Source organism: Micromonospora sp. CA-263727, assembly GCF_050942455.1.
Classification (GTDB): Bacteria; Actinomycetota; Actinomycetes; order Mycobacteriales; family Micromonosporaceae; genus Micromonospora.
This window is the reverse complement of sequence record NZ_CP192031.1, coordinates 6,788,541-6,814,986: the sequence shown is the minus strand read 5'-3', so window position 1 is coordinate 6,814,986 and position 26,446 is coordinate 6,788,541. Positions and strand designations below refer to the sequence as shown.

The window sequence follows — 26,446 nt, the reverse complement described above, 5'->3', positions numbered from 1 at the left end:
CACGCTACAGCGCGACGTTGTATTCGCGCAAGCACCACTACCGCGTAGGCTTGTAGTGATGACTTCGAGCGAGCTGCCCACCGACTGGTGGACCACAGAACACGTGCGGGCCTACCTGGCGACTGTCGGCGTGCCGATCAGCCGTGCGACGTGGGCGTCCTACGTCTCACGCGGTCAGGCTCCCGCGCCAGATCGGATGTTCGGCCGGTCCCCGGCCTGGCGGCCGAAGACCATCCAGCAGTGGCAGGCCAGTAGGCCGCGCCGGGGCACTTCCGTCGACTAGCCCGGAGCATCAGGTGTCCCCCTCTCTCGTCTCCGATCGGCAGCGGCACCTTGTCTGCCTGGAATCGAGAGTGCCCGTTGCGCTGGGGATGTGGCAGACCCCACGCGCGGACACGAGGGACACGGTCCATGTCCACTGAGGTCTCTCGCCAGCTCAAGCCGAACTTGGTGCTCGTGAACCGCCGGAAGGCAGCAGGCTGGGACTCGCGGAAGCGGGCAGCGCGTGAGCTGCACCGCTTAGGGCTGACTGGTGGGTTGCGGGAGACGCCTACAGTCGAAGCGATCGAAAAGGCAATGTACCGCCATGAAACCGGGCGAGTAGCGGTTACCGATCCGATCTACCGGCAGCTGTACTGCCTGGCGTACGGCGCGAAGCCTCATGACTTGTTCGGTGAACTTGACAGCGCCGCAGCGGACCGCCCGCACTTCTCCGTGCGATCCCACAAATTCGTGCCCGCGTATGTAGGCGCGGAAGGCGCAGCATCGTTGCGCGACGGCCTCTCGCTCGACTCTGCCGAGGGGCAATGGCACGCGTGCTCCGTTGCGCCCGTTGATCACCCGGAGGGAGAGTGCTCTCTTTACCTCTGGCCTTGTGGGTCGGTCGTCTTTCATCTGGTCGAAGACTTGCAGCTCTCTACCATTGCGTCACTTGCTGCATGGCGGAAGGTATCCTACGGAGACAATATCAAGTGGGCGGCCGACTTTCTCTCTCGGTACGTGCGTGCCGTTGATCAGAGCGCGCTTTACGTCCTGGGCACACACTGGTTAACCGAATCGGCTTGGGCTCCCGAGTTACTAGACGTTGCGCTCCGGATAATGTCTACGCCGTCGGTGCTCCTGCACAGGAATCGGCCGATGGACGATGAGCATCTAGCCCATGCAGAGTTGATAGAGCAATCCTTGCTGGCGGAGGGATACGACCACGCGGGTATCGAGTCATTCGGCCTACGCGGGATCTCCTCCGGCTTCGCCTCTTGGTCTGGTGTCGTTTACCATCCGACAGCGCCGGACCGGGCAATAACAGAGACCGAGCTTGTAGCATGTGAACTGGCAGTTCAATCGATGTGGGCGTTCACCGACGCTATAACCCGCCAGATCGAACATGGGCGAGACCCTGAAGTTCCGCCGGAGCACGGATGGCGCTATCTTCGAGGAGTTCGTTCACGCCTCACAACTTCACGGCCACGGGAGACGGGCCAGCATCAGGCGATGCGGAGAGCCATCTTGCGAACAAGCGACCTCATGCCTGCGTTGGAGCAGGCAATCGAAACACTCCGAGACGCGAATAGAGGTTGAGATGACGGCAGGTCAGCCGGTGCTCGTGGTGACCGACATGCAGAACGGGTTCGTACGAGAGCAGTCGGCGCATGTTGTGCCGATCGTTGTCGACCTGGTACGCCGATGGCAGGAGTCCGGCGGCGACGTTCTTTTCACGCGGTACTTCAACTATCCCGGTAGTCCATTCGAGCGTTTTTTCGAGTGGAGCCGGCTTCAGTCTTCCCCTGAGACTGACATTGTGCCTGAGCTGCAACCGTACCTGGGTCGCGGGACGATGCTCGACAAGCGAATTTACAGCCCGTTTACCATCGACAGCCAAGCGGCATTTGAGCGGCGGGGGTGGAGCACTTTCTACTTCTGTGGGATTGCGACAGAGAGCTGTGTTTTGAAGGGTGCTGTCGATGCCTTCGAACGCAACCTCACGCCGTGGCTGATTGCCGACGCGTCGGCCAGCCATGCCGGCGCCGAGGCTCATGCCGCAGGTCTCTTAGTGGCCCGTCGCTTCATCGGCCCACGACAGGTCATCACACGTGCTGAACTTCCTGCCACGCTTGTCGCTAGCCAGCCCTTCCAGAGCTAACGGGCGGTGCGAAAGCGGAGCGGCGGTAACCGACGTCGGGAGTGTGGCCGCCGAGGCAGCCCGGAAGCTGGGATCGTCGCCTTTTCGGCTGGCCTCTTCTACCTCACTTTCGCCGTCCCCGCCCTCGGCGCTTGCTGCCCTTATTGAACCGCGGCGTGTCCTTCGGTTGCTTCCTGGCAGGCATCCCCGCTGCCGGATTCTTCGGTAGCCAAGAAATGCCAGGATTCGCTGGTGGGGTGAAAGTAGTGCGCATTTGTTCTTCCCGTGCTGCAAGCTCCTCGCCAGCGCGCCATTTTAGGAAAAATGCAAAGAAGGGATCGGAGATGTGTAGAGTAGCAAGGCTTGCATCATAGTCGACTACCGGCTCGCCGTCGATTTCCCGAGCTATTTTGGTCATCTCACCAAGAATGCGAGTTATCTCTTGGCCGGATGGTGCGTCTTCGGCGGCAATGTCCCTCATGGCAGCTCTAAGCGATTCGTAAGAGATGCTGGTGAGGGGGCCGGTGTGGCCGATAGCCATCAGTACAGCCCCGTAAATGTCCACGGTTAAGCCGTTCTTGAGGGTCCTCGGCTTACGGTCGGTTCGCTGTCGCGGTCCTCGTGCAAGCTTGTCGAAAGCGGTTTTGGAGGCGGCAACCGAGCGTTCCTTGAAGAATTCCGTCCACATGGGCTCGTGAAGCAAGGTCGGCGCTGCCTGCTTCTCCCTGATTCCGCTTCCCTTGACCACTTCTAGACAGAAGCTCTGCATCAAGTGAGGGCTGGCAAAGCTCTCTGCCGCCAGCCGCTCGGTGATTACCCCGGCCTCGTCAAGCACATTAAGGGCCTCGAATCCCTTTTGGGCGATTCCCCGTAGTTCGGCATTAGACCAAAATCCAACCGGAAGCTGCTCCACGCGACCTGTCATTTCTTTTTCGACCCGAATGACGTCGTAGGCGCGATGGGGAACAGCAATGACAATGACTGGGAGTCCGTCGAATACGAGGTCTTTGAGTGAACGAACGATGTCAATCTGGACATCTGCGGGGATGTAGTGAAAATCGTCGATAATCAGAGGAATGCAGGCTGTTCGGAGCGCTTTTTTGGCAGCAATGTCGGCTGACCGGTTTCGGATGGTCTTGTCGGAAGTGGAAGACGAGACCGACTCTTGGCCGGACCTAGACAACTTTGCCATCCCGGGAAGCTGGACATCTCCGCCTAGCGTTCGAGACTCAGCGTCGGTGTCCTGCCGTGTTTCCTCATAACTCGATACCAGTGACAAGTGATCGGCAATATGGCCCCACAGGTCTCCGACGCTGCGGATATCTCCGCCAGAAATCAGAATTTTGTCGACGTCCTGAAGGACATTTTTTACCAGTACGGTTTTGCCGGTTTTGGTGGGACCCGAAATTGACAGAATCCGGTATTTCTCATCAAGATAGTCCTGAAGTCGGGCTTCTAGCCCTAGGTCCGCGCGCGGACTGTAGGTGATGGTGGGAAGACCACCCGCGACGAAGACTTGCCCGGCTGAAAGGCGTGACCCCTGGATCATCTGCTCATCGTATCGCTGTCTGTCACCGTCACGTTCGTTCTCAAGGCGTGTCTGCTTCTCGCTACTGCCGCCGTAACCCCTGCGGTGTCTGGAACCGGGCGATCCCGTCGCATTTCTAGTGCTTTGACGCCAACACCTAGATCCCCGCGGCCTTCATATCTAGGCGGGGCGTGGTCTCAGTTGCGGTCTCATTCGGGACCGTACGTCGCGGTTCACCAGGGCGTGCGGGAAGCTCCGGCCGCAGGTGACGTACCGGTTCGACCTCTGTGGTACACCCGAGCGCAGACCTCGAAAGCGTGTGAGGGTTTACGCCCTCCGCGGGTTCAAATCCCGCCGCCACCGCTCGTGAGCAGGCGAACGCCCGGTTGATCCGCGAGGATCTGCCGGGCGTTCTGTGCTGCCGTCCGGCGAGCTTCACGCCCTTTTCGGGGCCTTTCGTGCCGGCCGGTGGCTGACTGCCGGTGTTGTGCCCCTGTGCGATTGTCTCCTCATGATCCCCGTCGAGGACGCCCCCGTTCGGCACCCCTTCCACGTCGACTCCGACGGCGTCAACCGGATACCCGGCCCGGACAAGCACCCCTACTACGCACAGTTCGCCGCGTCCGGCTCCGGCACCGTGCCGGTGGTGCGGCAGGTCGGCGGGGAGTGGCTGCCGGCGCTGTTGATCTGCCGGTACGACGACGTCCGGGAGGTGCTCCGTCGGCAGGACCTGTTCTCCCGGGCCGCCGCCGCCCACGCCGACCAGGTCGACGTCTCCGGGACGATGCTCGGAATGGACGGTGCGGAGCACGCCGCCGTCCGGGGCACGGTGAAGGACGCTTTCACCAAGCCCGCCGTGTCGGAGCTGGGCGACACGGTGCGGGCAGCCGCCGAGGCGCAGCTCGCCGTGCTGGCCGCCAGGAACGGGCGGGCCGACCTGGTCGGCGACTTCGCCATACCGTTCGCCCTTAACGTGATCTCCGACCTGCTCGGCCTGCCGGAACCGGACCGGGCGCAGTTCCGCCGCTGGGGCGACATGTTCCTGGGCTCCGGCGACCTCAGCCGGGCCGACGCCGCCCGGTCCGCCGAGGAGATGGGTGGCTACCTGTGGCAACAGTTGGACGGGCGGCGGGGCTGCCCGGCCGGTGACCTGATGACCCGGATCGCCACGGCGGCGGCGGACCAGCCGCTGGACGTGCAGGTGAAACTGCCCCTCTCGCTGATCGTCGGCGGGTGGGAGACCACGGCCAGCTCCATCTCGACCTTCGTGTACGTGTTGCGCACCCGCCCGTACGGCGGCTACGACTCCGCCTGGGACTACCTGCTGGCGCACCCGGAGCAGGTGGACGGGGCGGTCGCCGAACTGGAACGGCTGCACTCGACCACCAACGGCGATGACATGCCCCGGCGGGTGATGGCGGAGGTGATGCTGCCCAGCGGCGCGCGGCTGGCCGAGGGCGACATCGTGATCCCGTCGCATGACGCCGCGAACCGGGACCCGCGGGTCTTCACCAACCCGGAGCTGATGGACTTCGGGCGGGACCCGAACCCGCACCTCTCCTTCGGTTACGGGCCGCACTACTGCATCGGCGCGCACCTGGGCGCGCTGGAGGTTCGGGTCGCGCTGACGCTGCTGCTGCGGGAGCTGCCGGGCCTGCGGCTGGCGGTGGCTCCGGACCAGGTGCGGTGGAAGCAGGGGCACACCATTCTCGGCCCCGTGGAGGTGCCGGTCAGCTGGTGAGGCCGGCGGCGACACGCGGGCCCGACCCGTCCGGGCCGGGACGTCTGTCCGATCAGGTACGCCGCTATTGATCGACGTCTCCTAAGATGTGGGCGCGTCGATGACAAACGGGGGTTTCCGATGCGGCGAAGTGTTGCCGGGGTGTCGGTGTTGGCGGTTGCGGCCAGCATGGCGGTGGGTGCGCCCGCGCGGGCGGCGGACGAGGTTCGGACGATCACCCGGGAAGGGGTCATCCTCCAGTACCACCGGGTGGCGAAGGCGGTGACCCCGGTGAAGGGGACCGGTCCCACCCGCTCGGACTTCGACGGGGACGGTGTCGACGACATCGCCGCCTCCGTCGATCCTTTCGAGCACAGCTTCCCGCAGTCACCGGCCGGCCTGGTCGTGGCGCGCTACTCGTCGGCACCGTACGTCGACTACTACGCGGCGGCGGTCTCGCCGGCCGGCGGCTGCGTCTGCTTCGGCGAGGTCCTCGCCGCCGGGGACTTCGACGGGGACGGCTACGACGACCTGGCGATCAGCGAGGCAGAGGAGTACGACCCGAGCGCGCAGGTGCACGCCGGTGGGGTGTGGGTGATCCCCGGCAGCGGCAGCGGCCTGCGGATCGACGCGGCGAAGCACTTCAGCCAGAGCACGCCGGGCGTTCCGGGCGCCTCGGAGCAGGGCGACTGGTTCGGGTCGGCGCTGGCGGCCGGTGACATCAACGGCGACGGCCGGGACGACCTGGCGGTCGGGGCGTACGGCGAGGCGATCGGGACCACCAAGGAGGCCGGTGCGGTCACCGTCCTCTACGGCGGTGTCGGCGGGCTGACCGGCACCGGCGCCCAGCAACTGCACCAGAACCAGGCTGCGGTGCCGGGCTCCGCCGAGCGTGGTGACCACTTCGGGTGGACCCTCGCCATCGGGAAGGTCAACAACAACAGGTACGCGGACCTGATCATCGGCGCACCGCAGGAGAACCAGAGCAGCTCGCCCACGGGCAGCGGCATGATCACGCTGATCTGGGGCTCGGCGAGCGGGGTGAAGTTGAGCGGGGCCACCTCGGTCACCGGGGCGGCGCTACGCAAGGCGACCGGGCGTAGCGACAGCTATGTCTGGAACCTGGGCACGGCGCTCGCGGTCGGTGACCTGAACGGTGACGGGCTGGGCGAGGTGATCGCCGGTGCGCCGCACACCCAGATCCCGAAGGGCAACGAGGGTGCGGCCGCGGTCTTCACCGTCGGGTCAGCTGGCCTCGCAAGCGGTGCCGCCAAGCTCATCACCCAGGCGACGCCCGGCGTGCCCGGCTCCCCGGAGGCCGGTGACCTGTTCGGTGCGACGCTCGCGGTCGGTGACGTGACCGGCGACGGCCGGGCCGACCTGCTGGTGGGCGCGCCCGGCGAGGCGATCGGCACGAAGGCCGAGGCGGGCACGATCGTCCTGCTCAAGGGCGCAGCCGCCGGGCTGACCGGCACCGGGGCCCAGGGCTTCGACCAGGATCACGCGGTGGTTCCGGGCGGGTCCGAACGTGGCGACCGGTTCGGCGGCTCGGCGGCGATTCTCAACCTCAACGGCACCGGCCCGCTGGACGCCCTCGTGACGTCGCCCGGCGAGGAGGTGGCCGGCGACCAGGCCGGGCTCGGTTCCGGGTCGGTCGCCCTCTTCCACGGTGGCTCCGGCGGGCTGGCCCCGCAGTCGACGTCGTGGAGCGGCCTGAGCCTGCGTACCGACTTCGTCTGGCCCAAGTGGTACGGCCGTCGCCTGGCCACCCCGCAGAACGGCGGCCTCTACTACTGACCCGTCGGGTCAGCAGGGGCCGTAGCCCTCGACGAAGAGGCGATGCGCCCAGTCGGCGTACCCGGCGATGATTTTGCGGACCGTGCGGCCGTCGTGCAGGAAGAGGTACGCACGGTCGCCGTCACGGGCGAGCAGGCCGTCGAAACGGTGTGTTCCCCGTGGCGCGTGCAGTGCGCGTACCTGCGGATAGTTGGCCTTGACCTCGGCGATCGGCGACCCGGCCGTGACCCCCTCCGGGGTTCGGACCGGGTCGCCGGCCCAGAGCAGCACCAGCCGATTGTCGATGAAGATCGGGCTGACCATGTCGTGCCCGGCCAGCGTCGGGCCGCAGGCGTCGACGTCGGTGCGGAGTATGCCGCGCCGGGTCAGTTCGCTCTCCGTGTCGCCGAAGTCGACGTCGGCGAGGCCGTCGAGATCGACCACGGTGATCGACGCGACGGGCGCGGGCACGGCGATGGTGTCCGGTGGCATGGGTCCGCTGCCCGAGATCGCGGCAGCAAAAAGCAGTGTGGCGATGAAGCCGAATTGTCGCAAATTCATGGAATCCCCCAGTCCCCAACGTGACGGGGGCGCGGAGGTTATTGCCGGGCCTCCCATTCTTCGGCGAGTTCGTCCCAGTAGTCGGCGCTCAGCCCGCGTCGCCCGTGGTTGAGCCAGCCCTCGGTGCTCCGCTCGACGTGTAAGCCCAGCTCGGCGAAGGGGTCGATCCACCGGCCCGGCTCCGCGCCCAACTCGACCAGCGCCCCGTTGATCGGCCAGTCGGGGCGCGGCCCGTCGAACGCCGCGTCGAAGCGCGGGCCCCAGGCCAGCGCACCGCCCAACCAGACCGCCGCCGCCTGATGCCCGGTGCCGCCGGCGAAATCCGCCTCGACGTACGCCAGCGGGCCGCGTTGCGACCAACCGGCCAGCGCCTCGGTCAGCTCGGCGGAGAGGATCAGCGTGAACGGGTGCTCCGGGCCGGGCTCGTCGGTCGCGTAGTCGGGCGGCGTGCCGGTCAGCTCCTGCACCAGCTGCCAGGTCACCGGCAGCAGGGCGAAGCCCTGGCGCAACCCGCCCAAGACGGCATGGTCCAGCTCGCGGGTCTCCTCGCGCAGCAGGTCGGCGTCCGCGACGATCGCGCTGAGCTGGTAGCTCACCCGGCGTCCACAACCTGTGGATAGAACATGTGTACGACGGTGGTCAGGTCTTGTTGACGCCGGCGATGCGCGGCCCCATGGCTCCGGTCAGTTCCATGACTCCGCCACCTCCCTGATCAGATCGACCGACTGCCAGTGGGAGAGCGTCTCGCCGCGCACGTTCTCCCACACGGCCAGTATCGCCGCGATGTCGGCCTGTTCGCTAACCACTTGGCCCTGCAACTGGTTGTCCAGGTAGCCGGCGATGCGGTGATCCGCCGCGGTGGCGATGATGAACGGGCCGTTGAGGCCGGCGTATTCGCCCACTGTGGACGGGATCATGCTGGCCGTGCGGCGCGGCAAAGCTGCGACTCCTCGGCGAGTACCGGGAGGATCGGGCAGCCCTGCTGATCTACCTGGCGACGCTGTACGAGGAAGCCGCCGACCAGTTCGGTGACGCGCTACCTTCCCGGTCACCTCGTACGACCGCTTCGTGTCCTAGGCGCGTGGCCGGTGAGGGGAAGGCCGTCCGCGTACCGCCGGGGGAGCCGGACCGGGACGGCCCGGCTCCCCCGGCGCGGGTCTGTTACTTCTTCTTCAGGGCGACGTGGTCACCGGCGGCCGAGACGGAGGCGACGGTGGAGCTTCCCGCGTAGGAGAAGCGCCAGTAGCCAGCGGCGCTGGCGGTGGTGGTCGTCTTCAGGTTGCCCTTGGCGTCGGTGTGGACGGTCTTGACGGTGGTGTACTTGCTGCTGCCGGCCTTGCGGAACTGGAGCTTGACCGGCTGCTTGGCGTAGCCGACAAAGGTACTGGCAGCATCGGTGGTGGCCCGGGTCAGCCGGCCGGTCACGGTCAGCTTGCCACCCTTGGCCACCGGCTCGGGGAAGGCGTTGACGGTCAGCTTGGAGACCTTGTAGAGGGTGACGCTGTCCCCGCCGGACGTCGAGCCGACCGAGGTGCCGCTGCCGGCGAACGACCACCGCCAGGTTCCCGAGGTGGTGGCCTTGACCGTCGTCTTCAGGTTGCCGTCGGCGCCGGAGGTGACCGTCTTGACGGTGCTGTACGACGTGGCGCCGGCCTTCTTGAACTGAAGCCGCACCGGCTGCTTCGCGTAGCCGACCACGACCTTCGTGCTGCCGTCGGCCTCCAGCGCACTCCAGTTGGGCTGGGTGAGCCGGCCGGTGACGGTGAGGGTGCCGTTCTTGCGGGCGGGTTCGGGCGTCGCGTTCGCCGTCGCCTGCCAGGTCTGCTTCAGCAGCGGAACGCTGTCCGCCGCGGCGCTCAGCAGGTTGTCGTAGCGCCCGCCGTCAATGGCGTAGCCCGAAATCCGCAGGTGGACGGGGTGGCCCGCCGACGCATCGTCCACGTGGTACTGGTGGACCATCGCGGTACCGGTGCAGATCTGCGTGGTGGGCGTGGCCGCCACACAGGTCATGTTGTAGCCGGCGTCGCCCTCCAGGAAGACGAAGAAGAAGCCGCCGCCGACGGTGCGGATCTGGGCATCGATCCGCACCACCCCACCGGAGTTGTCGTAGATCTCGGTCGTGACCGGGACCGCGACCAGACCGGTCGCCCCCATGACGATCGGCTTGCCGTTGTTGATGGTGGTGCTGAGGATCTTGGTGTCGTGGTAGACGGGGTCCGCTTGGGCCGGCGGTGCCAGCAGCAGCCCACCCGCGACCGTTCCCGCCAAGATCAGTCCGACATTACGTACGGATGTCAAGAAAATCCCCCATGGATCACGAACCGCACCTGTGGGTGCGGTGGCCGCATCCTGCCACACCGGTCCGTCACGATCAATGAGTCGCCGGGTGGCCTGGCCCTGGGTGGCCCTGGGTAGCGCTGGCACGAATGCGACGAGGCCCCGACCTTGATCGGTCGGGGCCTCGCGTCTGCCGGGTAGGCGGGTGCGGAGGATACGAGATTCGAACTCGTGAGGGTGTGAACCCAACACGCTTTCCAAGCGTGCGCCCTAGGCCTCTAGGCGAATCCTCCGCCGAACAGGATACAGGTCCCAGCCGGACCGATCACCCCACCACCCCCTGAAGATCGATGGCGGGTCGGGTAGGCTGGGGCTACCTCCCGTGCGGCGGTATCTCGTGAACCTCCCCAGGGCCGGAAGGCAGCAAGGATAAGCGAGCTCTGCCGGGTGCACGGGGGGCCTTTCTGTCTCCGGCGCCAGGCGCGCCACCCCACCCGCCCGCCGAGCCGCCGCTCCCGGCTCAGGTGTTACAGGTGTTAACAGGGGGCCCCTCCTCTACCGGAGGCGTTAATAAGGTGCCCTTCCTTGCATCTTCGTCAGCGGGGTGGGTGGTGGGTTGGGCTTGGGCGGCGGAGAATGGCGCGGTTGAGAGGAGGCGGGACGCCGTGGCACTGGCGCTCTACCGCAAGTACCGGCCGCGTACCTTCGCCGAGGTCATCGGGCAGGAACACGTCACCGAGCCGCTGTCGCAGGCGCTGCGCAGTGGGCGGCTCAACCATGCGTACCTCTTCTCGGGGCCGCGCGGCTGCGGCAAGACCTCCAGCGCCCGCATCCTGGCCCGCTCGCTCAACTGCGAGCACGGCCCCACCCCGGAGCCCTGCGGCACCTGTGACTCGTGCCGCTCGCTGAGCGGCGACGGGGCCGGCTCGCTCGACGTCATCGAGATCGACGCGGCCAGCCACGGTGGCGTCGACGACGCCCGCGAGCTGCGCGAGAAGGCATTCTTCGCGCCGGCCAACAGCCGGTTCAAGATCTACGTCATCGACGAGGCGCACATGGTCTCGTCGGCCGGCTTCAACGCCCTGCTCAAGCTGGTCGAGGAGCCCCCGGAGTACGTCAAGTTCATCTTCGCCACCACCGAGCCGGAGAAGGTCCTCGGCACGATCAAGTCGCGGACCCACCACTACCCGTTCCGGCTGATCCCGCCGAAGGTGCTCCGGCCCTATCTGGAGCAGCTCACCCAGGCCGAGGGGGTGCAGGTCGAGCCGGCGGTCTTCCCCCTGGTGGTGCGGGCCGGCGGCGGCAGCGCCCGGGACAGCCTCTCCGTGCTCGACCAGCTCATCGCCGGTGCCGGCCCCGACGGCGTCAGCTACGCCCGGGCCGCCGCGCTGCTCGGGGTCACCGACTCGGCGTTGATCGACGAGATGTGCGACGCGCTCGCCGCCGGGGACGGCGCCGCCGCGTACGCCACCGTCGACCGGGTCGCCGAGGCCGGGCACGATCCCCGCCGGTTCGCCTCCGACCTGCTGGAACGCCTGCGCGACCTGATCGTGCTCCAGCAGGTGCCGGACGCCCCGGCCAAGGGCCTGATCGACGGGCCGGACGACCAGATCGAGCGGATGACCGCCCAGGCCCAGCGACTCGGCCCGGCCACCCTGTCCCGCTGCGCCGACATCGTGCACGACGGCCTGGTGGAGATGCGCGGCACCACCGCGCCCCGGCTGCTGCTGGAGCTGATCTGCGCCCGGATGCTGCTGCCCGGCGTCGACGACACCACCGGCGGCCTGCTCCAGCGCCTCGAACGCATGGAGCGCCGGCTCACCCTCGCCGGCACCGACGCGCCGCCGGCCGCCGCCGGCTCCGCACCCCCCACCGACCCCGCCACGGTACGCACCCAGCCTCCTGCCCCGCCCGCGGCTGCCGCCGCGTCTCCGGGCCGGACCGCCGGCGAGCCGGCGGCTCCCGATGCCCACTCCGGGGTGGCCGCCGCACGCGCCGCCGCCGCGGGTGCCGGCACCCGAGGGACGGCTGCCCCGAATGGTGATGCCCGGGGAACATCTGCCGGCAACGCCGGTGCCCAGGAGACGGCTGCCGGCAATGCCGGGGCCGAGGAAGTAGCTGCCCCGACCGATGGTGCCCGGCGAATGGCTGGCGGCAACGCCGGTGCCCGGGAATCGACTGCCGCGAATGGTGGTCAGGGCGCGGCTGCCCCGGCCGGTGGTGGCCCGGGAGCGGCCGGTGCGTCGCCGGCTGGCCCGACCGGGGCGGAGAGCGCCCGCCGTCCGGTGCCTCCGTCGGCGGTCATGCCCGACCCGGCCACCCCCGAGCCGCCCAGGCCGGGCTCGGTGAAACCCGGCGTGCTCGATGCGGTCGCGGTGCGTCGGGCCTGGCCGGAGGTGGTCGGGAAGGTCAACCGGAGCCACAAGAAGATCGCGGCGCTGATGCGCGACGCGGTCGTCCGCGACCTCGACGGCGACACGCTGGTGCTGACCGTGAAGTCGGCCGTGCTGGCCCGGATGATGTCGGACCACGCCCAGGTTCTCACCGATGCGCTCTACGAGGAGTTGGGTGGGCGCTGGCAGATCCGGTGCGAGGTGGCCGGTGAGCGCGGCGGGACGTCGCCCGGCAGCCCCCGTGCCGCGTCCGGCCCGGCCCCCGCTCCGTCCCGCCCGACGCCGGACACCCCGCCGAACGGCACGGTGGCCGGAGACGGCGGACGACCGCACGGCGCGGCCGACCCGGCGTCCTCTGCCGGCGGCGCGGTGTCGGCGGACGAGGACGAGGGCTGGCCGGAACCGGCCCGGCCCGGTGGCTCCGCCCCGGCCTCCACCGACGCGGGGGCGGGCGACACGGAGGACGGCTGGCCGGAGGCGGCCCGTCCGGGTGGCGCTGCGGCAGGCCGCGATACCTCGCCGAATCCGGGCGCGTCGGCCGGCTCGACGTCGGTAGCCGGGGTGACTCCGGCGGCAGGGGCGCAGCCGGCCAACGGTGCCCCGGTCGCCGTCGCCTCGAACGGCCCGCAGGCCGGACCGACGGAGTCCGCTCTGCCGCGACAGGGCGCGACCATCAGCAGCCCTCGCGTCACCGGTGGTAACAGTGGGGCCGGTGGCAACGGCAACGCGGGGGGCAGGGGCGGCCCCCGCAGCGCCGGTGCCGGTGGTGCGCCGGTGAGCAGCGCGATCGCGGCGGCTCGGGCGGCGGCGGCCGGGCGGGGTGCGCGTACCGCTCAGGCGGCCCGGCAGACGGCGGACGTCGAGTTTGCCGGCGAGCCGCCGTACGATCCGGACTTCGACGGCCCGGTGCGCGGCGGTGCGGGAGCATCGGGCGCGGCCCAGCCGGCGGCCACCGTCGCCTACGAGGGCTTCGATCCCGGCGACGAGCCGCTGGACGAGATCATCGACGAGAAGACCGCCCGCGAGTCGAGCGAGGAACAGGCCGTACGCCTGCTCCGCGAGGCCTTCGCCGCCACCGAGAAGATCGCCGAATCCGACAACCGGTAGGACTGCGGGCGGGAGTGCTGCGGTCAGGGTGAAGTCGGTGCCGACCGTTAGGCTGGGCGGCGATCACATAGACGAGTCGAGGGAGCCATCGTGCGGCCTGGTGGACAGCCGAACATGCAGCAGATGCTGAAGCAGGCGCAGAAGATGCAGCAGCAGATCGCCAAGGCCCAGGCCGAGTTGGCCGAGGCCGAGGTGACCGGCACGGCCGGCGGTGGTCTGGTCACCGCGACCGTCTCCGGTGCCGGCGAGGTCAAGAGCGTCAAGATCGACCCGAAGGTGGTCGACCCGGATGACGTGGAGACCCTGGAGGACCTGGTCGTCGCCGCCCTGCACAACGCCACCCAGGCGGCCCAGGAGCTGACCGAGCAGAAGATGGGCCCGGTGGCGGGCGGGATGGGCGGCCTCGGCCTGCCCGGGTTCTGAGCCCGCAGATGTACGAGGGTGCCATCCAGGATCTGATCGACGAGTTGGGGCGGCTGCCGGGCGTCGGTCCGAAGAGCGCCCAGCGGATCGCCTTCCACGTGCTCTCCGCGGACCCGGTCGATGTCAACCGGCTGGCCGGCGCGCTGCGCAAGGTCAAGGAGCTGGTGCGGTTCTGCACCAGTTGCCACAACGTCGCCGAGTCGGAGCAGTGCCGGATCTGCCGCGACCCACGCCGCACCGACGAGGTGATCTGCGTGGTCGAGGAGCCGAAGGACGTGGTCGCGATCGAGCGGACCGGTGAGTTCCGCGGGCGGTACCACGTCCTCGGCGGGGCGATCAATCCGCTGGAGGGCATCGGGCCGGACAATCTACGCATCCGGGAGCTGATGGCCCGGCTCGGCGGTGGCGCGATCCGGGAGCTGATCCTGGCCACCGATCCGAACACCGAGGGCGAGGCGACCGCCACCTACCTCGCGTTGATGGTCAAGCCGATGGGGATCGCGGTGACCCGGCTGGCCAGTGGGCTGCCGGTCGGCGGCGACCTGGAGTACGCCGACGAGATCACCCTGGGTCGGGCCTTCGAGGGCCGCCGGGCCGTGTGACCACCGCCCGAGGGTGCCTACCCGGGGTGAGTGAGAGGAACGTCGTCCCACCCGTAGCCGGATGTCGCTCAGACATAAACGTGCCTCAGTGACGTCAGGTTGGTGGGGCGTCTGGTCCCGGCTCCTTCCGGATTCCGCTCGCACCCGCTCTGACCAGCGGATATTGCTGCTTCGGCCGGTGCTGCCGGCGGTGCTGCGGTGGTGCGGGGGTGGTTCGGCCCGGGGTCGCTCCGCAGTGGGGCTGGTATGACAGCGGGGCGATGAGGCTGCTCGATGGATGTAACAGAATGATATCGATTGGTAGGTGTTATTAGACCGATTTGTCCCGTAGCTCGTTGGTTCGCGTTACGAGGGCTGGTCAATAAGGACACGATCCGGTACCAAGAGCTTCCCGCGCCGTTTCCGGGCGGTCCGAACGGGAGCTATGGTCACCGCCATCGGTGACCCTGTCACCACGTTGTCCGTACCCCCTAGGACGAGGTGAAGCACCCATGCGTGCATCCAGGCCGAAGGTCGCTATCGCGGCCGTAGCGGCTGCGGCCCTCGCGGTAGCAGGCTGTGCCGAAAGCGACCGTGAAGGTTCCGGCGGTAGTAGCAAGGACACCCTGGTCTTCGGCGTCGCCGGAGACCCGAAGGTGCTCGACCCCAGCTTCGCCAGCGACGGTGAGTCGCTGCGCGTGGCCCGTCAGGTGTTCGAGACCCTGGTCCGCCCGGAGGAGGGTGGCACCAAGGTCAGCCCCGGCCTCGCCGAGTCCTGGGAGCCGGACGCCGCAGGTACGACCTGGACGTTCAAGCTGCGGTCCGGCGTGAAGTTCCACGACGGCACCGACTTCAACGCCGAGGCCGTCTGCGTCAACTTCGACCGCTGGTTCAACGCCAAGGGTCTCATGCAGAGCCCGGACGTGACCGCGTACTGGCAGGACATCATGGGCGGCTTCGCCGCCAACGAGGACGACACGCTTCCGCCGAGCCTCTTCAAGTCCTGCACCGCCACCGACCCGACCACGGTCAGCCTGGCCTTCACCCGGGTCTCCAGCAAGATCCCGGCCGCCCTGATGCTGCCGTCGTTCTCCATCCACAGCCCGAAGGCGCTCCAGGAGTACGACGCCAGCAACGTCTCGGGCAGCGCGGACGACATCAAGTACCCGGCCTACGCGACCGAGCACCCGACCGGTACCGGTCCGTTCAAGTTCAAGTCCTGGGACATCCCGAACAAGGCGCTGACCCTGGAGCGCAACGAGGACTACTGGGGCGACAAGGCCAAGCTGAAGACCCTCATCTTCCGCACGATCTCGGACGAGAACGCCCGCAAGCAGGCGCTGCGCTCCGGTGACATCCAGGGCTACGACCTGGTCGGCCCGGCCGACGTGGAGCCGCTCAGGAGCGAGGGCTTCAACCTGCTGACCCGCCCGGCCTTCAACATCCTCTACCTGGCGATCAACCAGAAGGGGAACCCGAAGCTGGCCGACCTGAAGGTCCGGCAGGCGATCGCCCACGCGATCAACCGCCAGGCGCTGGTCGACTCGAAGCTGCCCCCGGGCGCGCAGGTCGCGGTGAACTTCTTCCCCGACACCGTCGAGGGCTGGAACGGCGACGTCACCAAGTACGACTACGACGTCGAGAAGGCCAAGGCGCTGCTGGCCGAGGCCGGTGCGTCGAACCTGACCCTGCGGTTCCACTACCCGACCGAGGTCACCCGGCCCTACATGCCGAACCCGAAGGATCTCTTCGAGCTGGTCTCGGCGGACCTCCAGGCGGCCGGCATCAAGATCGAGGCGATCCCGCTGAAGTGGAGCCCGGACTACCTCAACGCCACCACCTCCGGTAACAAGCACGACCTGCACTTCCTCGGGTGGACCGGCGACTACGGCGACGGCTACAACTTCATCGGTACGTTCTTCGACCGTCAGAAGGACGAGTGGGGCTTCAACAACCCGGCTCTGTTCGAGAAGTTCAAGCAGGCGGACACCACCGCGGACCAGGCGGCCAAGGTGGCGCTCTACAAGGAGCTGAACGCCGACATCATGAACTTCCTGCCGGGTGTGCCGATCTCGCACTCGCCGCCGGCGATCGTGTTCGGCAAGGACGTGACCGGGGTCAAGGCGAGCCCGCTCACCGACGAGCGGTTCTCCACCGCCGAGTTCAAGTCCTGACACGACACAACTGACCGCGGGCGGGCGCTGTGACCACAGCGCCCGCCCGCGATCCTCCGCACCCCCTTCGAGGCCGCCGTGTTCCGGTTCATAGTCAGACGCCTGCTACAGCTGATACCCACGCTGTTCGGGCTCTCCATCCTGCTGTTCATCTGGCTCCGGCGGCTGCCCGGCGGCCCCGAGACCGCCATTCTCGGCGAGCGGGGTACGCCCGAGATGCGTGCCGCGATCCGCCACAACCTCGGCCTCGACGAGCCGGTCCTGGTCCAGTACGGCCGGTTCGTCCGGCGGATGATCCGGCTCGACCTGGGCACCTCGATCTCGACCAAGCGCGAGGTCACCACCGAGTTCCTCCAGCGCTTCCCCGGCACCGTCGAGCTGACCATCACCGCGATGGTGATCGCGATCGGGATCGGCATCCCGCTGGGCTACCTCGCCGCCCGTCGGCGTGGCCGGCTGCTCGATCACATGTCGGTCGGCGGCTCGCTGATCGGCATCTGCATCCCGGTCTTCTTCCTGGCGTACATCCTCAAGGCGATCTTCTCCGAGAACCTGGGCTGGTTCCCGTCCAGCGGTCGGCAGGACCCGACCCTCGGCGCCACCCGGATCACCAACTTCTTCGTGCTCGACGGGTTGATGACCCGCGAGTGGGACGCCGCCGCCGACGCGCTCTGGCATCTGATCCTGCCGGGCATCGCGCTGGCCAGCATCCCGCTGGCGATCATCGTCCGGATCACCCGGGCCAGCGTGCTGGAGGTGCTCAACGAGGACTTCGTACGCACCGCCGAGGCCAAGGGCCTGACCGAGAACGTGGTCCGCCGCCGGCACGTACTGCGCAACTCGTTGCTTCCGGTGGTCACCTCGGTCGGCCTGCTCACCGGTGGTCTGCTCTCCGGCGCGGTGCTCACCGAGACCGTCTTCGCGTTCAGCGGTATCGGGGCGTTCGTCGCGGAGGCGATCAGCCAGCGCGACTACCCGGTGCTGATGGGCTTCATCATGATCATCGCGGTGGTGTACGTGCTGGTGAACCTGATCGTGGACCTCTCCTACAGCCTGATCGACCCGAGGGTGAGGGTCCGATGACGCTTATCACCGGCAAGAAGAAGGAAAAGATCGACCGGCTCGCCGAGCTGGCCGCGCGGGACGACGAGCGCGGCGTCAGCCTCTGGCAGGAGGCGTTCCGCCGGCTGCGCCGCAACCCGGCCGCGATCGTCGGCGCGGTGATCCTGGGCCTGTTCGTCATCGTCGCCGTCGTCGGCCCGTTCCTGGTCCCGCACGCGCCCGAGGCCCAGCTCTGGAAGGGCGAGGTCCGGGAGAACATGGGCTACATTCCCGGCCCCCGGGCCGGGAACTGGTTCGGCGTCGACCACATCGGCCGCGACGAGTTCAGCCGGATGATCGTCGGGGCCCGGCAGACCCTCCTGGTCGGCGTGGTCGCGACGATGATCGGTCTGGCCGTGGGCTCGCTGATCGGCGGGATCGCCGGTGCCGCCGCCGGCCTCGGCGGCCGGTGGGGCCGGGCCGTCGACAACGTCCTGATGCGCTTCATCGACATGCTGCTGGCCATGCCGAGCCTGCTGCTCGCGATCAGCATCGCCGCGATCCTCGGCGCGAGTCTCACCACGGTCATGATCGCGGTGGGTACGGTCTCGGTCCCGGTCTTCGCCCGGCTGCTGCGCGGATCGATGATCGCGCAGTCCAACAGCGACTACGTCCTGGCCGCGACCTCCCTCGGCGTGCGGAAACCGAAGATCGCGCTGGCCCACGTGGTACCGAACTCGCTCGCCCCGGTGATCGTGCAGGCCACGCTCACGCTGGCCACGGCGATCATCGAGGCCGCCGCGCTCTCCTTCCTCGGCCTCGGCAACAACGACGCGTCCATCCCCGAGTGGGGCATGATGCTCGCCGACGCGCAGCGCTACATCGACATCGCACCGCGACTCGCGATCCTGCCCGCACTCGGCATCATCATCACCGCGCTGGGCTTCACCCTGCTCGGCGAGGCGATGCGTGAGGCCCTCGACCCGAAGCTGCGGAAGTAGGTTTCCTCCATGGCACTACTCGAAGTGGACGACCTCTCCGTCACCTTCGCCCGGCGTAATCAGCGTGCCGTGCACGCCGTCGACGGGGTCTCCTTCTCGGTCGACGCCGGTGAGGTGGTCGGCCTGGTCGGCGAGTCCGGCTGCGGCAAGTCGGTGACCTCGCTGGCGATCATGGGCCTGCTGCCCAAGCAGCCCGGCCTGCGGGTGGGCGGCAAGGCGGTGTTCGACGGGACCGACCTGCTCCAGCTCGACGACCGGTCGCGGCGGGACATCCGGGGCCGGGACATCGCGATGATCTTCCAGGACCCGCTGTCGTCGCTCAATCCGGTCATCCCGATCGGCCTTCAGGTGACCGAGGTGCTGGCCCGGCACCGCGGGATGAAGGGCGACGTGGCGACGAAGGAGGCCGCCCGGCTGCTCGACCGGGTCGGCATCCCCGACCCGAAGCGGCGGCTGAAGGAGTACCCGCACCAGCTCTCCGGCGGCATGCGCCAGCGCGCCCTGATCGCCATGGCGGTGGCCTGCCAGCCCCGGCTGCTGATCGCCGACGAGCCGACGACCGCCCTGGACGTCACCATCCAGGCGCAGATCCTGGAGTTGCTGAAGGACCTGGTCCGGGACTCCGACACCGCGCTGGTGATGATCACGCACGATCTCGGCGTGGTGGCCGGCATGTGCGACAGCATCAACGTGCTGTACGGCGGTCGGGTGGTGGAGACCGCGCGGCGGCGTCCGCTGTTCCGTGAGCCCCGGCACCCGTACACCGTGGGGTTGCTCGGCTCGGTGCCGCGTCTGGACGCCGGGCGCGGCGAACGGCTCAACCCCATCCCCGGCTCGGTGCGGGACCTGCTGCCCTGGCCGGACGGCTGCGCGTTCGCCCCGCGCTGCACCCGACGGGTGGACGCCTGCGTCGGTGAGCCGCCCCAGTTGGTGCAGGCCCACGACGGCCGCAGCTACCGCTGCGTCAACCCGGCCCCGATTCCCGGCACGACGCCAACCGCCGAAGCGCCGCCAGCGGCCGAGGCGGGGCTGACGGTCGAGGCGGCACCGGCCGGCGATGCGGGGCTGACGGTCGACGCGGCGCCCGGGGGCAAGGTCCCCGCGCCACGCGAGGAGGAGAAGCCATGAGCGAGCCGAGCGACATCCTCGTCGAGGTACGGGACCTCAAGGTGCACTTCCCGATCAGTCGGGGCGTGCTCTTCTCCCGCACCGTAGGGCACGTCAAGGCGGTCGACGGGGTCGACCTGAGCATCCCGCGTGGCAAGACGTACGGCCTGGTCGGTGAGTCGGGCTGCGGCAAGTCCACCCTCGGGCGGGCGCTGCTCCAGCTCACCCCGCCCACCGCCGGTCAGGTGAGCTTCGACGGGATCGAGCTGACCACGCTGGCACCGGGCAAGCTGCGCACGATGCGCAAGCGGATGCAAATGATCTTCCAGGACCCGATGTCCAGCCTCGACCCGCGGCAGAACGTCGAGTCGATCCTCACCGAGGGCCTACAGGCGCACGGGATCGGCGGCAACCGGGACGCCCGCCGGAAGATCATCGCCGAGACGCTGGACAAGGTCGGCCTGCCCCGGTGGGCGCTCTCCCGCTATCCGCACGAGTTCTCCGGCGGACAGCGGCAGCGCATCGGCATCGCCCGCGCGCTGGTGCTGGGGCCGGAGCTGATCGTCGCCGACGAGCCGGTCTCCGCGCTGGACGTGTCGATCCAGGCCCAGGTGGTCAACCTGCTCGACGAGCTTCAGGACAACCTCGGCCTGACCTACCTGGTGATCGCGCACGATCTCGCGGTGGTCCGGCACATCTCCGACACCGTCGGCGTGATGTACCTGGGCGGCCTGGTCGAGGAGGCACCGAGCGACCGGCTCTACACCGAGCCGCTGCATCCGTACACCCGGGCGCTGATGTCGGCGGTGCCGGTGCCGGACCCGGACGTGGAGGATCGCCGCGAGCGCATCCTGCTCGCCGGTGACCTGCCCTCGCCGGCCAACCCGCCGTCGGGCTGCCGCTTCCACACCCGGTGCCCGTGGGCCCAGCCGACCCGCTGCGCCGACGAGCGGCCGGCGCTGCGGGAGATCGGTGGCAGCCGGGTCGCCTGCCACTTCGCCGAGCAGATCGCCAGCGGCGAGCTGCGCCCGCACAAGGTGAGCGCGGAGATTGTCCGCCCGGAAGGCGAGGGCGAGGAGCCCGCCGTAGTCTCCGCCCCCACCGAACCCGGCTCCTTCGTGTAAGGAAGGGCCCCTTCTTAACGCCTCGCGTATAGGAAGGGGCCCCTCTTAACAGTCAGCCGTGCTCAGCCCTCGGGGCGATTCAGCAGGCCGACTGCGATGCTGTGCACCGCGTCCAGCCCTGCGGCATCGTCCAGCGCCGCCTTGCCGCCGGTGACCACGTACCACTCGTCGGCGTCCTTGTACTGCACGTGCAGGGTGACCTGGCCGTCGGCGAATTCGGTGCGGAGGGTCAGCTCGCCGGTGACCACGCCGACCTCGTCGGTCATCACCCCGCCCGGACCGGGCACGATGTCCGTCGTCCGGCTCTGCGGACCGGTGGCGCCGCCGGCGTCGGCCGTCATCCCGGCGCCGGGCACCTCGACCTCGGCCGCGGCGGCACCGTCGGCGGTCATCCCGGCCGCGGCCGGGCCGGAAGATGGGCCGCCGGTGGCCGCCGCCCCGCCGCTGCTCTGCGCCTCACCGGTAGCCGCCGCCCCGCCGGTGGCCGCGACCTCGCCGGTCGACGCCGCCTCGCCGGTGGCCGGCGACCGCTCGGGGGCCGGAGAACCGTCGGCACCGGTTACGGCTTGCTCTCCCATGTGCAGCCCTCCAACATTTCGGCCAGCGTGGCCTTCTCGGCACTGGTGATCGTCAGCTGCCAGTGGTGCTTCACCGCCACCCAGTCGCCGGCATACTGGCACCAGTATGACCGGTTTGGTGGCTTCCACTGGGACGGATCCTGATCACCCTTTGCCCGGTTGGAGGAGGCGGAAACCGCAAAGAGCTGCGGTCGGTCGAGGTCGTTGGCGAAGTCGCCGCGTTTCGAGTCGTCCCACTCGTCGGCACCGGACCGCCAGGCGTTGGCCAGCGGCACCATGTGGTCGATGTCCACCTGGGACGGATCGGTGAGGGCGCGTCCGTCGTACACGCTCTCCCACCGGCCACCGACCACGTTGCAGCCGGAATGCTGGATGTCCTTGCCGTCGCGCTCCAGCACCGTGTCGCGGACGTCGCAGTTCTTGCCCGTCTTCCGCCAGTGCGGGAAGCGGCTACGGCTGTAGCCGCGCATCGGGTTGGCCTCGGCGACGGTGAGCTCGGAGAGCATCTGGGTAACGGTGCCGCCATCGCTGCTCGGCGGCGCCTCCGGCTCCTCCAACGGGACGCAACCGGCCGCGCCGAGGGTCAGCGCCGCGGCGAGCGCGAGCGCTCCCAGGGCGCGCGGTCCTGATTTGGTACGCACAGACGACACCTCTCCAGCTTGCGGGCTTTCGGCGATCCCGCACAGTACCCGGGCGGGGTTTTGGCGTTTCGTGGTGTCTGACACATGGTGCACGGCAGATTGGTAGTCATGTCCGAACCCGCGCCCGCCATCCGACTGGGCACCGCCGCCGGCCGAGGCACCCTGGCTGCCGCCGTACTCGCCTCCGGCATGGTGTTCCTGGACAGCACAGTGGTCAACGTGGCCCTGCCCCGGCTCGGTGCCGAACTCGGCGCCTCCGTCGCCGGACTACAGTGGACGGTCAACGGGTACCTGCTCACCCTCGCGGCGTTCGTGCTGCTCGGCGGGGCACTGGGCGACCGGTTCGGGCGGCGAAAAATCTTCCTGCTCGGTGTGGTTTGGTTCACCGTAGCCTCGGTGCTCTGCGGCCTGGCGCTGCGTACCGACTGGCTGGTGGCCGCGCGGTTCCTCCAGGGTGCCGGCGGAGCGCTGCTGGCCCCGGGCTCGCTGTCGCTGCTCCAGGCCAGCTTCCACCCCGACGACCGGGCGAAGGTGATCGGCGCGTGGTCGGGCCTGTCCGGCGTCTCCACCGCGCTCGGTCCGTTCATCGGCGGCTGGCTGATCGACGCGCTCTCCTGGCGGTGGATCTTCTTCCTCAACCTCCCGTTGGCGGTGCTCGTGGTGCTGGCCGCCGTCCGCTGGGTGCCGGAGAGCCGGGACGAGAGTGCCACCCGTACCCAACGGCGGGGGCGTCGGTTCGACGTGGCCGGCGCGTTGCTCGGCGCGCTGGCTCTGGCCGGTGTCACCTACGCCCTGGTCGAGGCACCCGGTCGGGGTCTGCACAGGCCGCAGGTTGCGGTGGCGGCGCTGGTCGCGGTGCTCGCCGCGGTGGTGTTCGTGCTGGTGGAGCGGCGTCGCGGGGAGACCGCGATGCTGCCCACCAGGCTCTTCGACAGTCGGCTGTTCTCGATGCTGAACGTTTTCACCGTGCTGATCTACGCGGCGCTCGGCGGCTTCACCTTCTTCTTCGCCGTCTACCTACAGAACGTGGTCGGCTGGTCGGCGTTCCTGACCGGGCTCGCCCTGCTGCCGATGACCGTGCTGCTGCTGGTCGGCTCGCCCGGTGCCGGCGCGCTGTCGGCGAAGATCGGGCCGCGGCTGCCGCTGACCGTCGGGCCGATGCTGGCCGCCGCCGGTCTCTTGCTGCTGCGCGAGGTCGAGCCGGGCGCATCGTACTGGCGGCAGGTGCTGCCCGGTGTGGCACTGTTCGGGGCCGGGTTGACCCTGGTGGTGGCACCGCTGACCGCGTCCGTGCTGGCCGCCGTCGCGGACCGCTTCGCCGGGGTGGCGAGCGGCTTCAACAACGCCGCCTCCCGGGTGGGCGGCCTGCTGGCGGTCGCCGCCCTGCCGCTGCTGGTCGGGCTCTCCGGCAGCGGGTACGAGCAGCGCGGCGAACTGAGCGGTGCCTACCGGGGTGCCCTCCTCTGGTGCGCCGGGTTGCTGCTGGTCGGTGCAGCCATCGCCACCCTGTTCGTGCACCGGGGTGTAAGGAAGGGCCCCCTATTAACGCATTCTGCATAGCAGGGGCCCCCTATTAACAGCACGCTCCCGCGGAACCGGCGCCGTCCGAGTGGAGGGCGCCGGTTGCCGCAACTGGTACCTGGCGCTGGTGAGAAGGGTTCCCTTCTATACACCAGGCGTTAATAGGGGGCCCTTCCTTACACCTCAGCGGTGGGTGCGGTTGATGGCGCTGGTGACGGCCTTGATGGAGGCGGTGACGATGTTGGCGTCCATGCCGACGCCCCAGACCGTACGGCCGTCGACCTCGCACTCCACGTACGCGGCGGCCTGCGCGTCGCCACCGGAGGAGAGCGCGTGCTCGTGGTAGTCGAGCACGCGTACCGTCACGCCGGTGGAGCCGAGCGCGTTGACGTACGCGTCGATCGGGCCGTTGCCGATCGCGGTGATCGAGCGGGCCTCGCCCGCGACACCGACCTGTGCGGTGATCTCGACCTTGCCGTCGGCGGTGCCGATGGCGTAGCCGGTCAGCGTCACCGCCGGGTCGGTCTGGTGGTCGAGCAGGTACTGCCCGGCGAAGATCTGCCACATGGTGTCCGGGCCGACCTCGCCACCGTCGTGGTCGGTGACCTGCTGCACCACGCCGGAGAACTCGATCTGGAGCCGGCGGGGCAGGTCGAGCTGGTGTTCGGTCTTCATGATGTACGCGACGCCGCCCTTGCCGGACTGCGAGTTGACCCGGATCACCGCCTCGTAGCTGCGGCCCAGGTCCTTCGGGTCGATCGGCAGGTAGGGCACCGCCCAGGTGACGTCGTCGACCGGTACGCCGGCCGCCGCCGCGTCCGCGGCCAGCGCGGTGAAGCCCTTGTTGATGGCGTCCTGGTGGGAGCCGGAGAAGGCGGTGTAGACCAGGTCGCCGGCGTACGGGTGGCGCTCGTGCACGGGCAGCTGGTTGCAGTACTCGACGGCCCGCTTGACCTCGTCGATGTCGGCGAAGTCGATCATAGGGTCGATGCCCTGGGAGAAGAGGTTCAACCCCAGCGTCACCAGGTCGACGTTGCCGGTGCGCTCGCCGTTGCCGAACAGGCAGCCCTCGATCCGGTCCGCGCCGGCCAGCAGGCCCAGCTCGGCGGCGGCGACCCCGGTGCCCCGGTCGTTGTGCGGGTGCAGGCTGAGCACCAGGCTGTCGCGGCGGGGCAGGTGCCGGTGCATCCACTCGATCGAGTCGGCGTACACGTTCGGCATGGCCATCTCGACGGTGGCCGGCAGGTTGACGATCAGCTTGCGGGCCGGAGTCGGGTCCACCACCTCGATGACCTTCGCGCAGACCTCCAGCGCGTACTCCAGCTCGGTGCCGGTGTACGACTCCGGCGAGTACTCGTAGTGGATCTCGGTGTCCGGGGTGTGGATCTCGGCGTACTTCTGGCAGAGCCGGGCCCCGGTGGTGGCGATGTCGGTGATGCCGTCGCGGTCCAGCCCGAAGACCACCCGGCGTTGCAGCGTGGAGGTCGAGTTGTAGAAGTGCACGATCGCCCGGCGTGCTCCGCGCAGCGCGGTGAAGGTCCGGTCGATCAGGTGCTCCCGGCACTGCGTCAGCACCTGGATGGTGACGTCCTCGGGGATCAGATCCTGCTCGATCAGCTGCCGGACGAAGTCGTAGTCGGTCTGGCTGGCCGACGGGAAGCCGACCTCGATCTCCTTGTAACCCATCTGGACCAGGAGCTGGAACATCCGGCGCTTGCGCTCCGGCGACATCGGGTCGATCAGCGCCTGGTTGCCGTCGCGCAGGTCGACCGCGCACCAGCGCGGCGCGGCTTCGACGTGCCGGGTCGGCCAGGTGCGGTCCGGCAGGTCGATCCGGAACTGCTGCCGGTACGGCTCATAGCGGCGGTACGGCATCCGGCTCGGGCGCTGCCGGGCGATGGGATCGGAATCAATGTCGGTGGTGCCGGCTGGGTGAGCCATGGCGGAGTTCTCCTGGGGTCATGTGACGTCAGCAGTGGCGGTCGGCAGCGATGCCGAGCGGGAAAGATCCGGGACAGTGCTGGCGGCGCGGTTCGACTCCGCGACGAGGTGCCGGCCTTCAGGCCTCGTCGCGGCAACCAAGGAGGAGGTGCGCCTGCCACATGACAGGGTGACCCTACGTGATGGGGTGGGGTCTGGGAAGACGCGTCCGGAATTTGAGACGGAATTCGCAGCTTGCGGTCACCCGATCGCATTCTCGCAGTTCAGGACGAGTTCGCCGAGTGGTCGCCGGTGACGTAACGCGGTCTCCTCGGCCAGCAGGTCGGCCGGGAGGCTCAGCGGATCGCCCAGTTGCCCGACCGCCACCACCACGTACGGTCGCAGGTTGCCGGGCAGGTCGAGATCGGCGGTCAGGCCGGCGCGGTCGAGGTCGGTCAGTTGGCGTACGTGCAGCCCCAGCGCGGTGGCCTGCACCGTCAGGTGGGCTACCGCCTGCCCCAGGTCGTACGCCGCGAAGGGGTGACCGCCGCGCGGATGCGCGGCGAGCACCAGGACGCTGGCCCGGCTGGCCCACCGCTGCTCTGCCGGTGGCAGGTTGACCACGATCCGCTTGAACGTCTCGTCGTCGCGGTGCCCGAGCGCGAACCGCCAGGGCTGCCGGTTGCCGACCGAGGGGGCCCAGCGGGCCGCCTCCAGCAGGGTCGCGGCCTCGGCCCGGGTCAGCTCGGCTTCCGGGTCGAAGGAACGGGGGCTCCACCGGAACGCCAGCAGCGGGGTGAGGTCGGCCATGCGAAAAGCGTCCCGTATGGGCGTTTTGCGGGTGATGCTGGGGT

Annotated in this window: 21 protein-coding genes, 1 tRNA gene, 1 other RNA gene and 1 pseudogene; 14 read left to right on the top strand and 10 right to left on the bottom strand. The window is 68.8% G+C overall.

The window, feature by feature from the left end; all coding sequences use genetic code 11:
- Positions 1 to 58 precede the first annotated feature (58 nt).
- The gene (locus tag ACQPYA_RS30020) at positions 59 to 283 is read left to right on the top strand and encodes a helix-turn-helix transcriptional regulator (protein ID WP_433530356.1); all 225 of its coding nucleotides are present in this window, start codon (positions 59 to 61) and stop codon (positions 281 to 283) included.
- A gap of 1,296 nt (positions 284 to 1,579) precedes the next feature.
- Positions 1,580 to 2,140 carry a cysteine hydrolase gene (locus ACQPYA_RS30015; protein ID WP_433530355.1) on the top strand — a complete coding sequence of 187 codons (561 nt, stop codon included), beginning with the start codon at positions 1,580 to 1,582 and terminating at the stop codon, positions 2,138 to 2,140.
- 103 nt (positions 2,141 to 2,243) lie between these two features.
- Here the strand turns inward: ACQPYA_RS30015 and ACQPYA_RS30010 are convergent, their stop codons facing one another.
- Positions 2,244 to 3,668, bottom strand: a complete 1,425-nt coding sequence (locus ACQPYA_RS30010; protein WP_433530354.1) for a hypothetical protein — start codon at positions 3,666 to 3,668, stop codon at positions 2,244 to 2,246.
- 490 nt (positions 3,669 to 4,158) lie between these two features.
- Between ACQPYA_RS30010 and ACQPYA_RS30005 the strand changes: the two genes are divergently transcribed.
- Both ACQPYA_RS30005 and ACQPYA_RS30000 read left to right on the top strand, forming a co-directional pair.
- Positions 4,159 to 5,388 (top strand): cytochrome P450, encoded by a 1,230-nt coding sequence (locus ACQPYA_RS30005; RefSeq protein ID WP_433530353.1) that lies wholly within the window; start codon positions 4,159 to 4,161, stop codon positions 5,386 to 5,388.
- Between the two features lie 120 nt (positions 5,389 to 5,508).
- Positions 5,509 to 7,164, top strand: coding sequence for an FG-GAP repeat protein (locus ACQPYA_RS30000; protein ID WP_433530352.1), 1,656 nt, complete (start codon positions 5,509 to 5,511; stop codon positions 7,162 to 7,164).
- Between the two features lie 9 nt (positions 7,165 to 7,173).
- On the opposite strand, the gene ACQPYA_RS29995 is transcribed toward ACQPYA_RS30000, so the two are convergent.
- From ACQPYA_RS29995 to ACQPYA_RS29975, 5 genes and pseudogenes are all read right to left on the bottom strand, one after another.
- Entirely contained in the window at positions 7,174 to 7,704 is a 531-nt protein-coding gene (locus ACQPYA_RS29995) for a hypothetical protein (RefSeq protein WP_433530351.1), read from the bottom strand.
- Between the two features lie 38 nt (positions 7,705 to 7,742).
- Positions 7,743 to 8,300 carry a hypothetical protein gene (locus ACQPYA_RS29990; protein WP_433530350.1) on the bottom strand — a complete coding sequence of 186 codons (558 nt, stop codon included), beginning with the start codon at positions 8,298 to 8,300 and terminating at the stop codon, positions 7,743 to 7,745.
- Positions 8,301 to 8,387: 87 nt separating this feature from the next.
- Positions 8,388 to 8,615: pseudogene (locus ACQPYA_RS29985) on the bottom strand (Scr1 family TA system antitoxin-like transcriptional regulator); the annotation flags it as partial.
- A gap of 250 nt (positions 8,616 to 8,865) precedes the next feature.
- A complete protein-coding gene (locus ACQPYA_RS29980) occupies positions 8,866 to 9,972 on the bottom strand; it encodes a hypothetical protein (RefSeq protein WP_433530349.1) in 1,107 nt (368 codons plus the stop codon).
- A gap of 217 nt (positions 9,973 to 10,189) precedes the next feature.
- Positions 10,190 to 10,274, bottom strand: a tRNA-Ser gene (locus ACQPYA_RS29975).
- A gap of 81 nt (positions 10,275 to 10,355) precedes the next feature.
- On the opposite strand from ACQPYA_RS29975, the gene ffs reads away from it, so the two are divergent.
- The 9 genes from ffs (at position 10,356) to ACQPYA_RS29930 (ending at position 20,932) form a co-directional block, all read left to right on the top strand.
- Positions 10,356 to 10,445, top strand: an RNA gene (gene ffs, locus ACQPYA_RS29970) — signal recognition particle sRNA small type.
- A gap of 201 nt (positions 10,446 to 10,646) precedes the next feature.
- Positions 10,647 to 13,481, top strand: coding sequence for a DNA polymerase III subunit gamma and tau (locus ACQPYA_RS29965; RefSeq protein ID WP_433530348.1), 2,835 nt, complete (start codon positions 10,647 to 10,649; stop codon positions 13,479 to 13,481).
- Positions 13,482 to 13,595: 114 nt separating this feature from the next.
- Positions 13,596 to 13,904: a YbaB/EbfC family nucleoid-associated protein gene (locus ACQPYA_RS29960; RefSeq protein ID WP_433533683.1), complete on the top strand. Its 309-nt coding sequence runs from the start codon at positions 13,596 to 13,598 to the stop codon at positions 13,902 to 13,904.
- Positions 13,905 to 13,912: 8 nt separating this feature from the next.
- Positions 13,913 to 14,506, top strand: coding sequence for a recombination mediator RecR (gene recR / locus ACQPYA_RS29955; protein ID WP_433530347.1), 594 nt, complete (start codon positions 13,913 to 13,915; stop codon positions 14,504 to 14,506).
- Between the two features lie 491 nt (positions 14,507 to 14,997).
- Positions 14,998 to 16,659 carry an ABC transporter substrate-binding protein gene (locus ACQPYA_RS29950; protein WP_433530346.1) on the top strand — a complete coding sequence of 554 codons (1,662 nt, stop codon included), beginning with the start codon at positions 14,998 to 15,000 and terminating at the stop codon, positions 16,657 to 16,659.
- A gap of 78 nt (positions 16,660 to 16,737) precedes the next feature.
- The gene (locus ACQPYA_RS29945) at positions 16,738 to 17,742 is read left to right on the top strand and encodes an ABC transporter permease (protein WP_433530345.1); all 1,005 of its coding nucleotides are present in this window, start codon (positions 16,738 to 16,740) and stop codon (positions 17,740 to 17,742) included.
- Complete coding sequence (locus ACQPYA_RS29940) at positions 17,739 to 18,701, top strand: ABC transporter permease (RefSeq protein ID WP_433530344.1); 963 nt, start codon at positions 17,739 to 17,741, stop codon at positions 18,699 to 18,701. Before ACQPYA_RS29945 ends, ACQPYA_RS29940 begins: the two co-directional genes overlap by 4 nt.
- Positions 18,702 to 18,710: 9 nt before the next feature.
- The gene (locus ACQPYA_RS29935) at positions 18,711 to 19,829 is read left to right on the top strand and encodes an ABC transporter ATP-binding protein (protein ID WP_433530343.1); all 1,119 of its coding nucleotides are present in this window, start codon (positions 18,711 to 18,713) and stop codon (positions 19,827 to 19,829) included.
- Positions 19,826 to 20,932, top strand: a complete 1,107-nt coding sequence (locus ACQPYA_RS29930; protein WP_433530342.1) for an ABC transporter ATP-binding protein — start codon at positions 19,826 to 19,828, stop codon at positions 20,930 to 20,932. Before ACQPYA_RS29935 ends, ACQPYA_RS29930 begins: the two co-directional genes overlap by 4 nt.
- Positions 20,933 to 20,994: 62 nt before the next feature.
- Here ACQPYA_RS29930 and ACQPYA_RS29925 read toward each other — a convergent pair whose 3' ends face one another.
- Both ACQPYA_RS29925 and ACQPYA_RS29920 read right to left on the bottom strand, forming a co-directional pair.
- Entirely contained in the window at positions 20,995 to 21,510 is a 516-nt protein-coding gene (locus tag ACQPYA_RS29925; protein WP_433530341.1) for a hypothetical protein, read from the bottom strand.
- A complete protein-coding gene (locus tag ACQPYA_RS29920) occupies positions 21,492 to 22,151 on the bottom strand; it encodes an HNH endonuclease family protein (protein ID WP_433530340.1) in 660 nt (219 codons plus the stop codon). The genes ACQPYA_RS29925 and ACQPYA_RS29920 overlap by 19 nt, the downstream gene beginning before the upstream one ends.
- A 108-nt stretch (positions 22,152 to 22,259) precedes the next feature.
- Here ACQPYA_RS29920 and ACQPYA_RS29915 point away from each other — a divergent pair, with 108 nt between their 5' ends.
- Complete coding sequence (locus tag ACQPYA_RS29915; protein ID WP_433530339.1) at positions 22,260 to 23,711, top strand: MFS transporter; 1,452 nt, start codon at positions 22,260 to 22,262, stop codon at positions 23,709 to 23,711.
- A 144-nt stretch (positions 23,712 to 23,855) separates the two neighbouring features.
- Here the strand turns inward: ACQPYA_RS29915 and leuA are convergent, their stop codons facing one another.
- Both leuA and ACQPYA_RS29905 read right to left on the bottom strand, forming a co-directional pair.
- Entirely contained in the window at positions 23,856 to 25,613 is a 1,758-nt protein-coding gene (gene leuA, locus ACQPYA_RS29910) for a 2-isopropylmalate synthase (protein WP_433530338.1), read from the bottom strand.
- Between the two features lie 240 nt (positions 25,614 to 25,853).
- Positions 25,854 to 26,402, bottom strand: coding sequence for a nitroreductase family protein (locus ACQPYA_RS29905; protein ID WP_433530337.1), 549 nt, complete (start codon positions 26,400 to 26,402; stop codon positions 25,854 to 25,856).
- Positions 26,403 to 26,446: the final 44 nt, after the last annotated feature.

What these genes read in the sequence shown, in the direction of transcription:
- ACQPYA_RS30020 (WP_433530356.1), top strand. Translation starts at nt 59, where the DNA reads ATGACTTCGAGCGAGCTGCCCACCGACTGGTGGACCACAGAACACGTG.
- ACQPYA_RS30015 (WP_433530355.1), top strand. Translation starts at nt 1,580, where the DNA reads ATGACGGCAGGTCAGCCGGTGCTCGTGGTGACCGACATGCAGAACGGG.
- ACQPYA_RS30010 (WP_433530354.1), bottom strand. Translation starts at nt 3,668, where the DNA reads ATGATCCAGGGGTCACGCCTTTCAGCCGGGCAAGTCTTCGTCGCGGGT.
- ACQPYA_RS30005 (WP_433530353.1), top strand. Translation starts at nt 4,159, where the DNA reads ATGATCCCCGTCGAGGACGCCCCCGTTCGGCACCCCTTCCACGTCGAC.
- ACQPYA_RS30000 (WP_433530352.1), top strand. Translation starts at nt 5,509, where the DNA reads ATGCGGCGAAGTGTTGCCGGGGTGTCGGTGTTGGCGGTTGCGGCCAGC.
- ACQPYA_RS29995 (WP_433530351.1), bottom strand. Translation starts at nt 7,704, where the DNA reads ATGAATTTGCGACAATTCGGCTTCATCGCCACACTGCTTTTTGCTGCC.
- ACQPYA_RS29960 (WP_433533683.1), top strand. Translation starts at nt 13,596, where the DNA reads ATGCAGCAGATGCTGAAGCAGGCGCAGAAGATGCAGCAGCAGATCGCC.
- recR (WP_433530347.1), top strand. Translation starts at nt 13,913, where the DNA reads ATGTACGAGGGTGCCATCCAGGATCTGATCGACGAGTTGGGGCGGCTG.
- ACQPYA_RS29950 (WP_433530346.1), top strand. Translation starts at nt 14,998, where the DNA reads ATGCGTGCATCCAGGCCGAAGGTCGCTATCGCGGCCGTAGCGGCTGCG.
- ACQPYA_RS29940 (WP_433530344.1), top strand. Translation starts at nt 17,739, where the DNA reads ATGACGCTTATCACCGGCAAGAAGAAGGAAAAGATCGACCGGCTCGCC.
- ACQPYA_RS29935 (WP_433530343.1), top strand. Translation starts at nt 18,711, where the DNA reads ATGGCACTACTCGAAGTGGACGACCTCTCCGTCACCTTCGCCCGGCGT.
- ACQPYA_RS29930 (WP_433530342.1), top strand. Translation starts at nt 19,826, where the DNA reads ATGAGCGAGCCGAGCGACATCCTCGTCGAGGTACGGGACCTCAAGGTG.
- ACQPYA_RS29925 (WP_433530341.1), bottom strand. Translation starts at nt 21,510, where the DNA reads ATGGGAGAGCAAGCCGTAACCGGTGCCGACGGTTCTCCGGCCCCCGAG.
- ACQPYA_RS29915 (WP_433530339.1), top strand. Translation starts at nt 22,260, where the DNA reads ATGTCCGAACCCGCGCCCGCCATCCGACTGGGCACCGCCGCCGGCCGA.
- leuA (WP_433530338.1), bottom strand. Translation starts at nt 25,613, where the DNA reads ATGGCTCACCCAGCCGGCACCACCGACATTGATTCCGATCCCATCGCC.
- ACQPYA_RS29905 (WP_433530337.1), bottom strand. Translation starts at nt 26,402, where the DNA reads ATGGCCGACCTCACCCCGCTGCTGGCGTTCCGGTGGAGCCCCCGTTCC.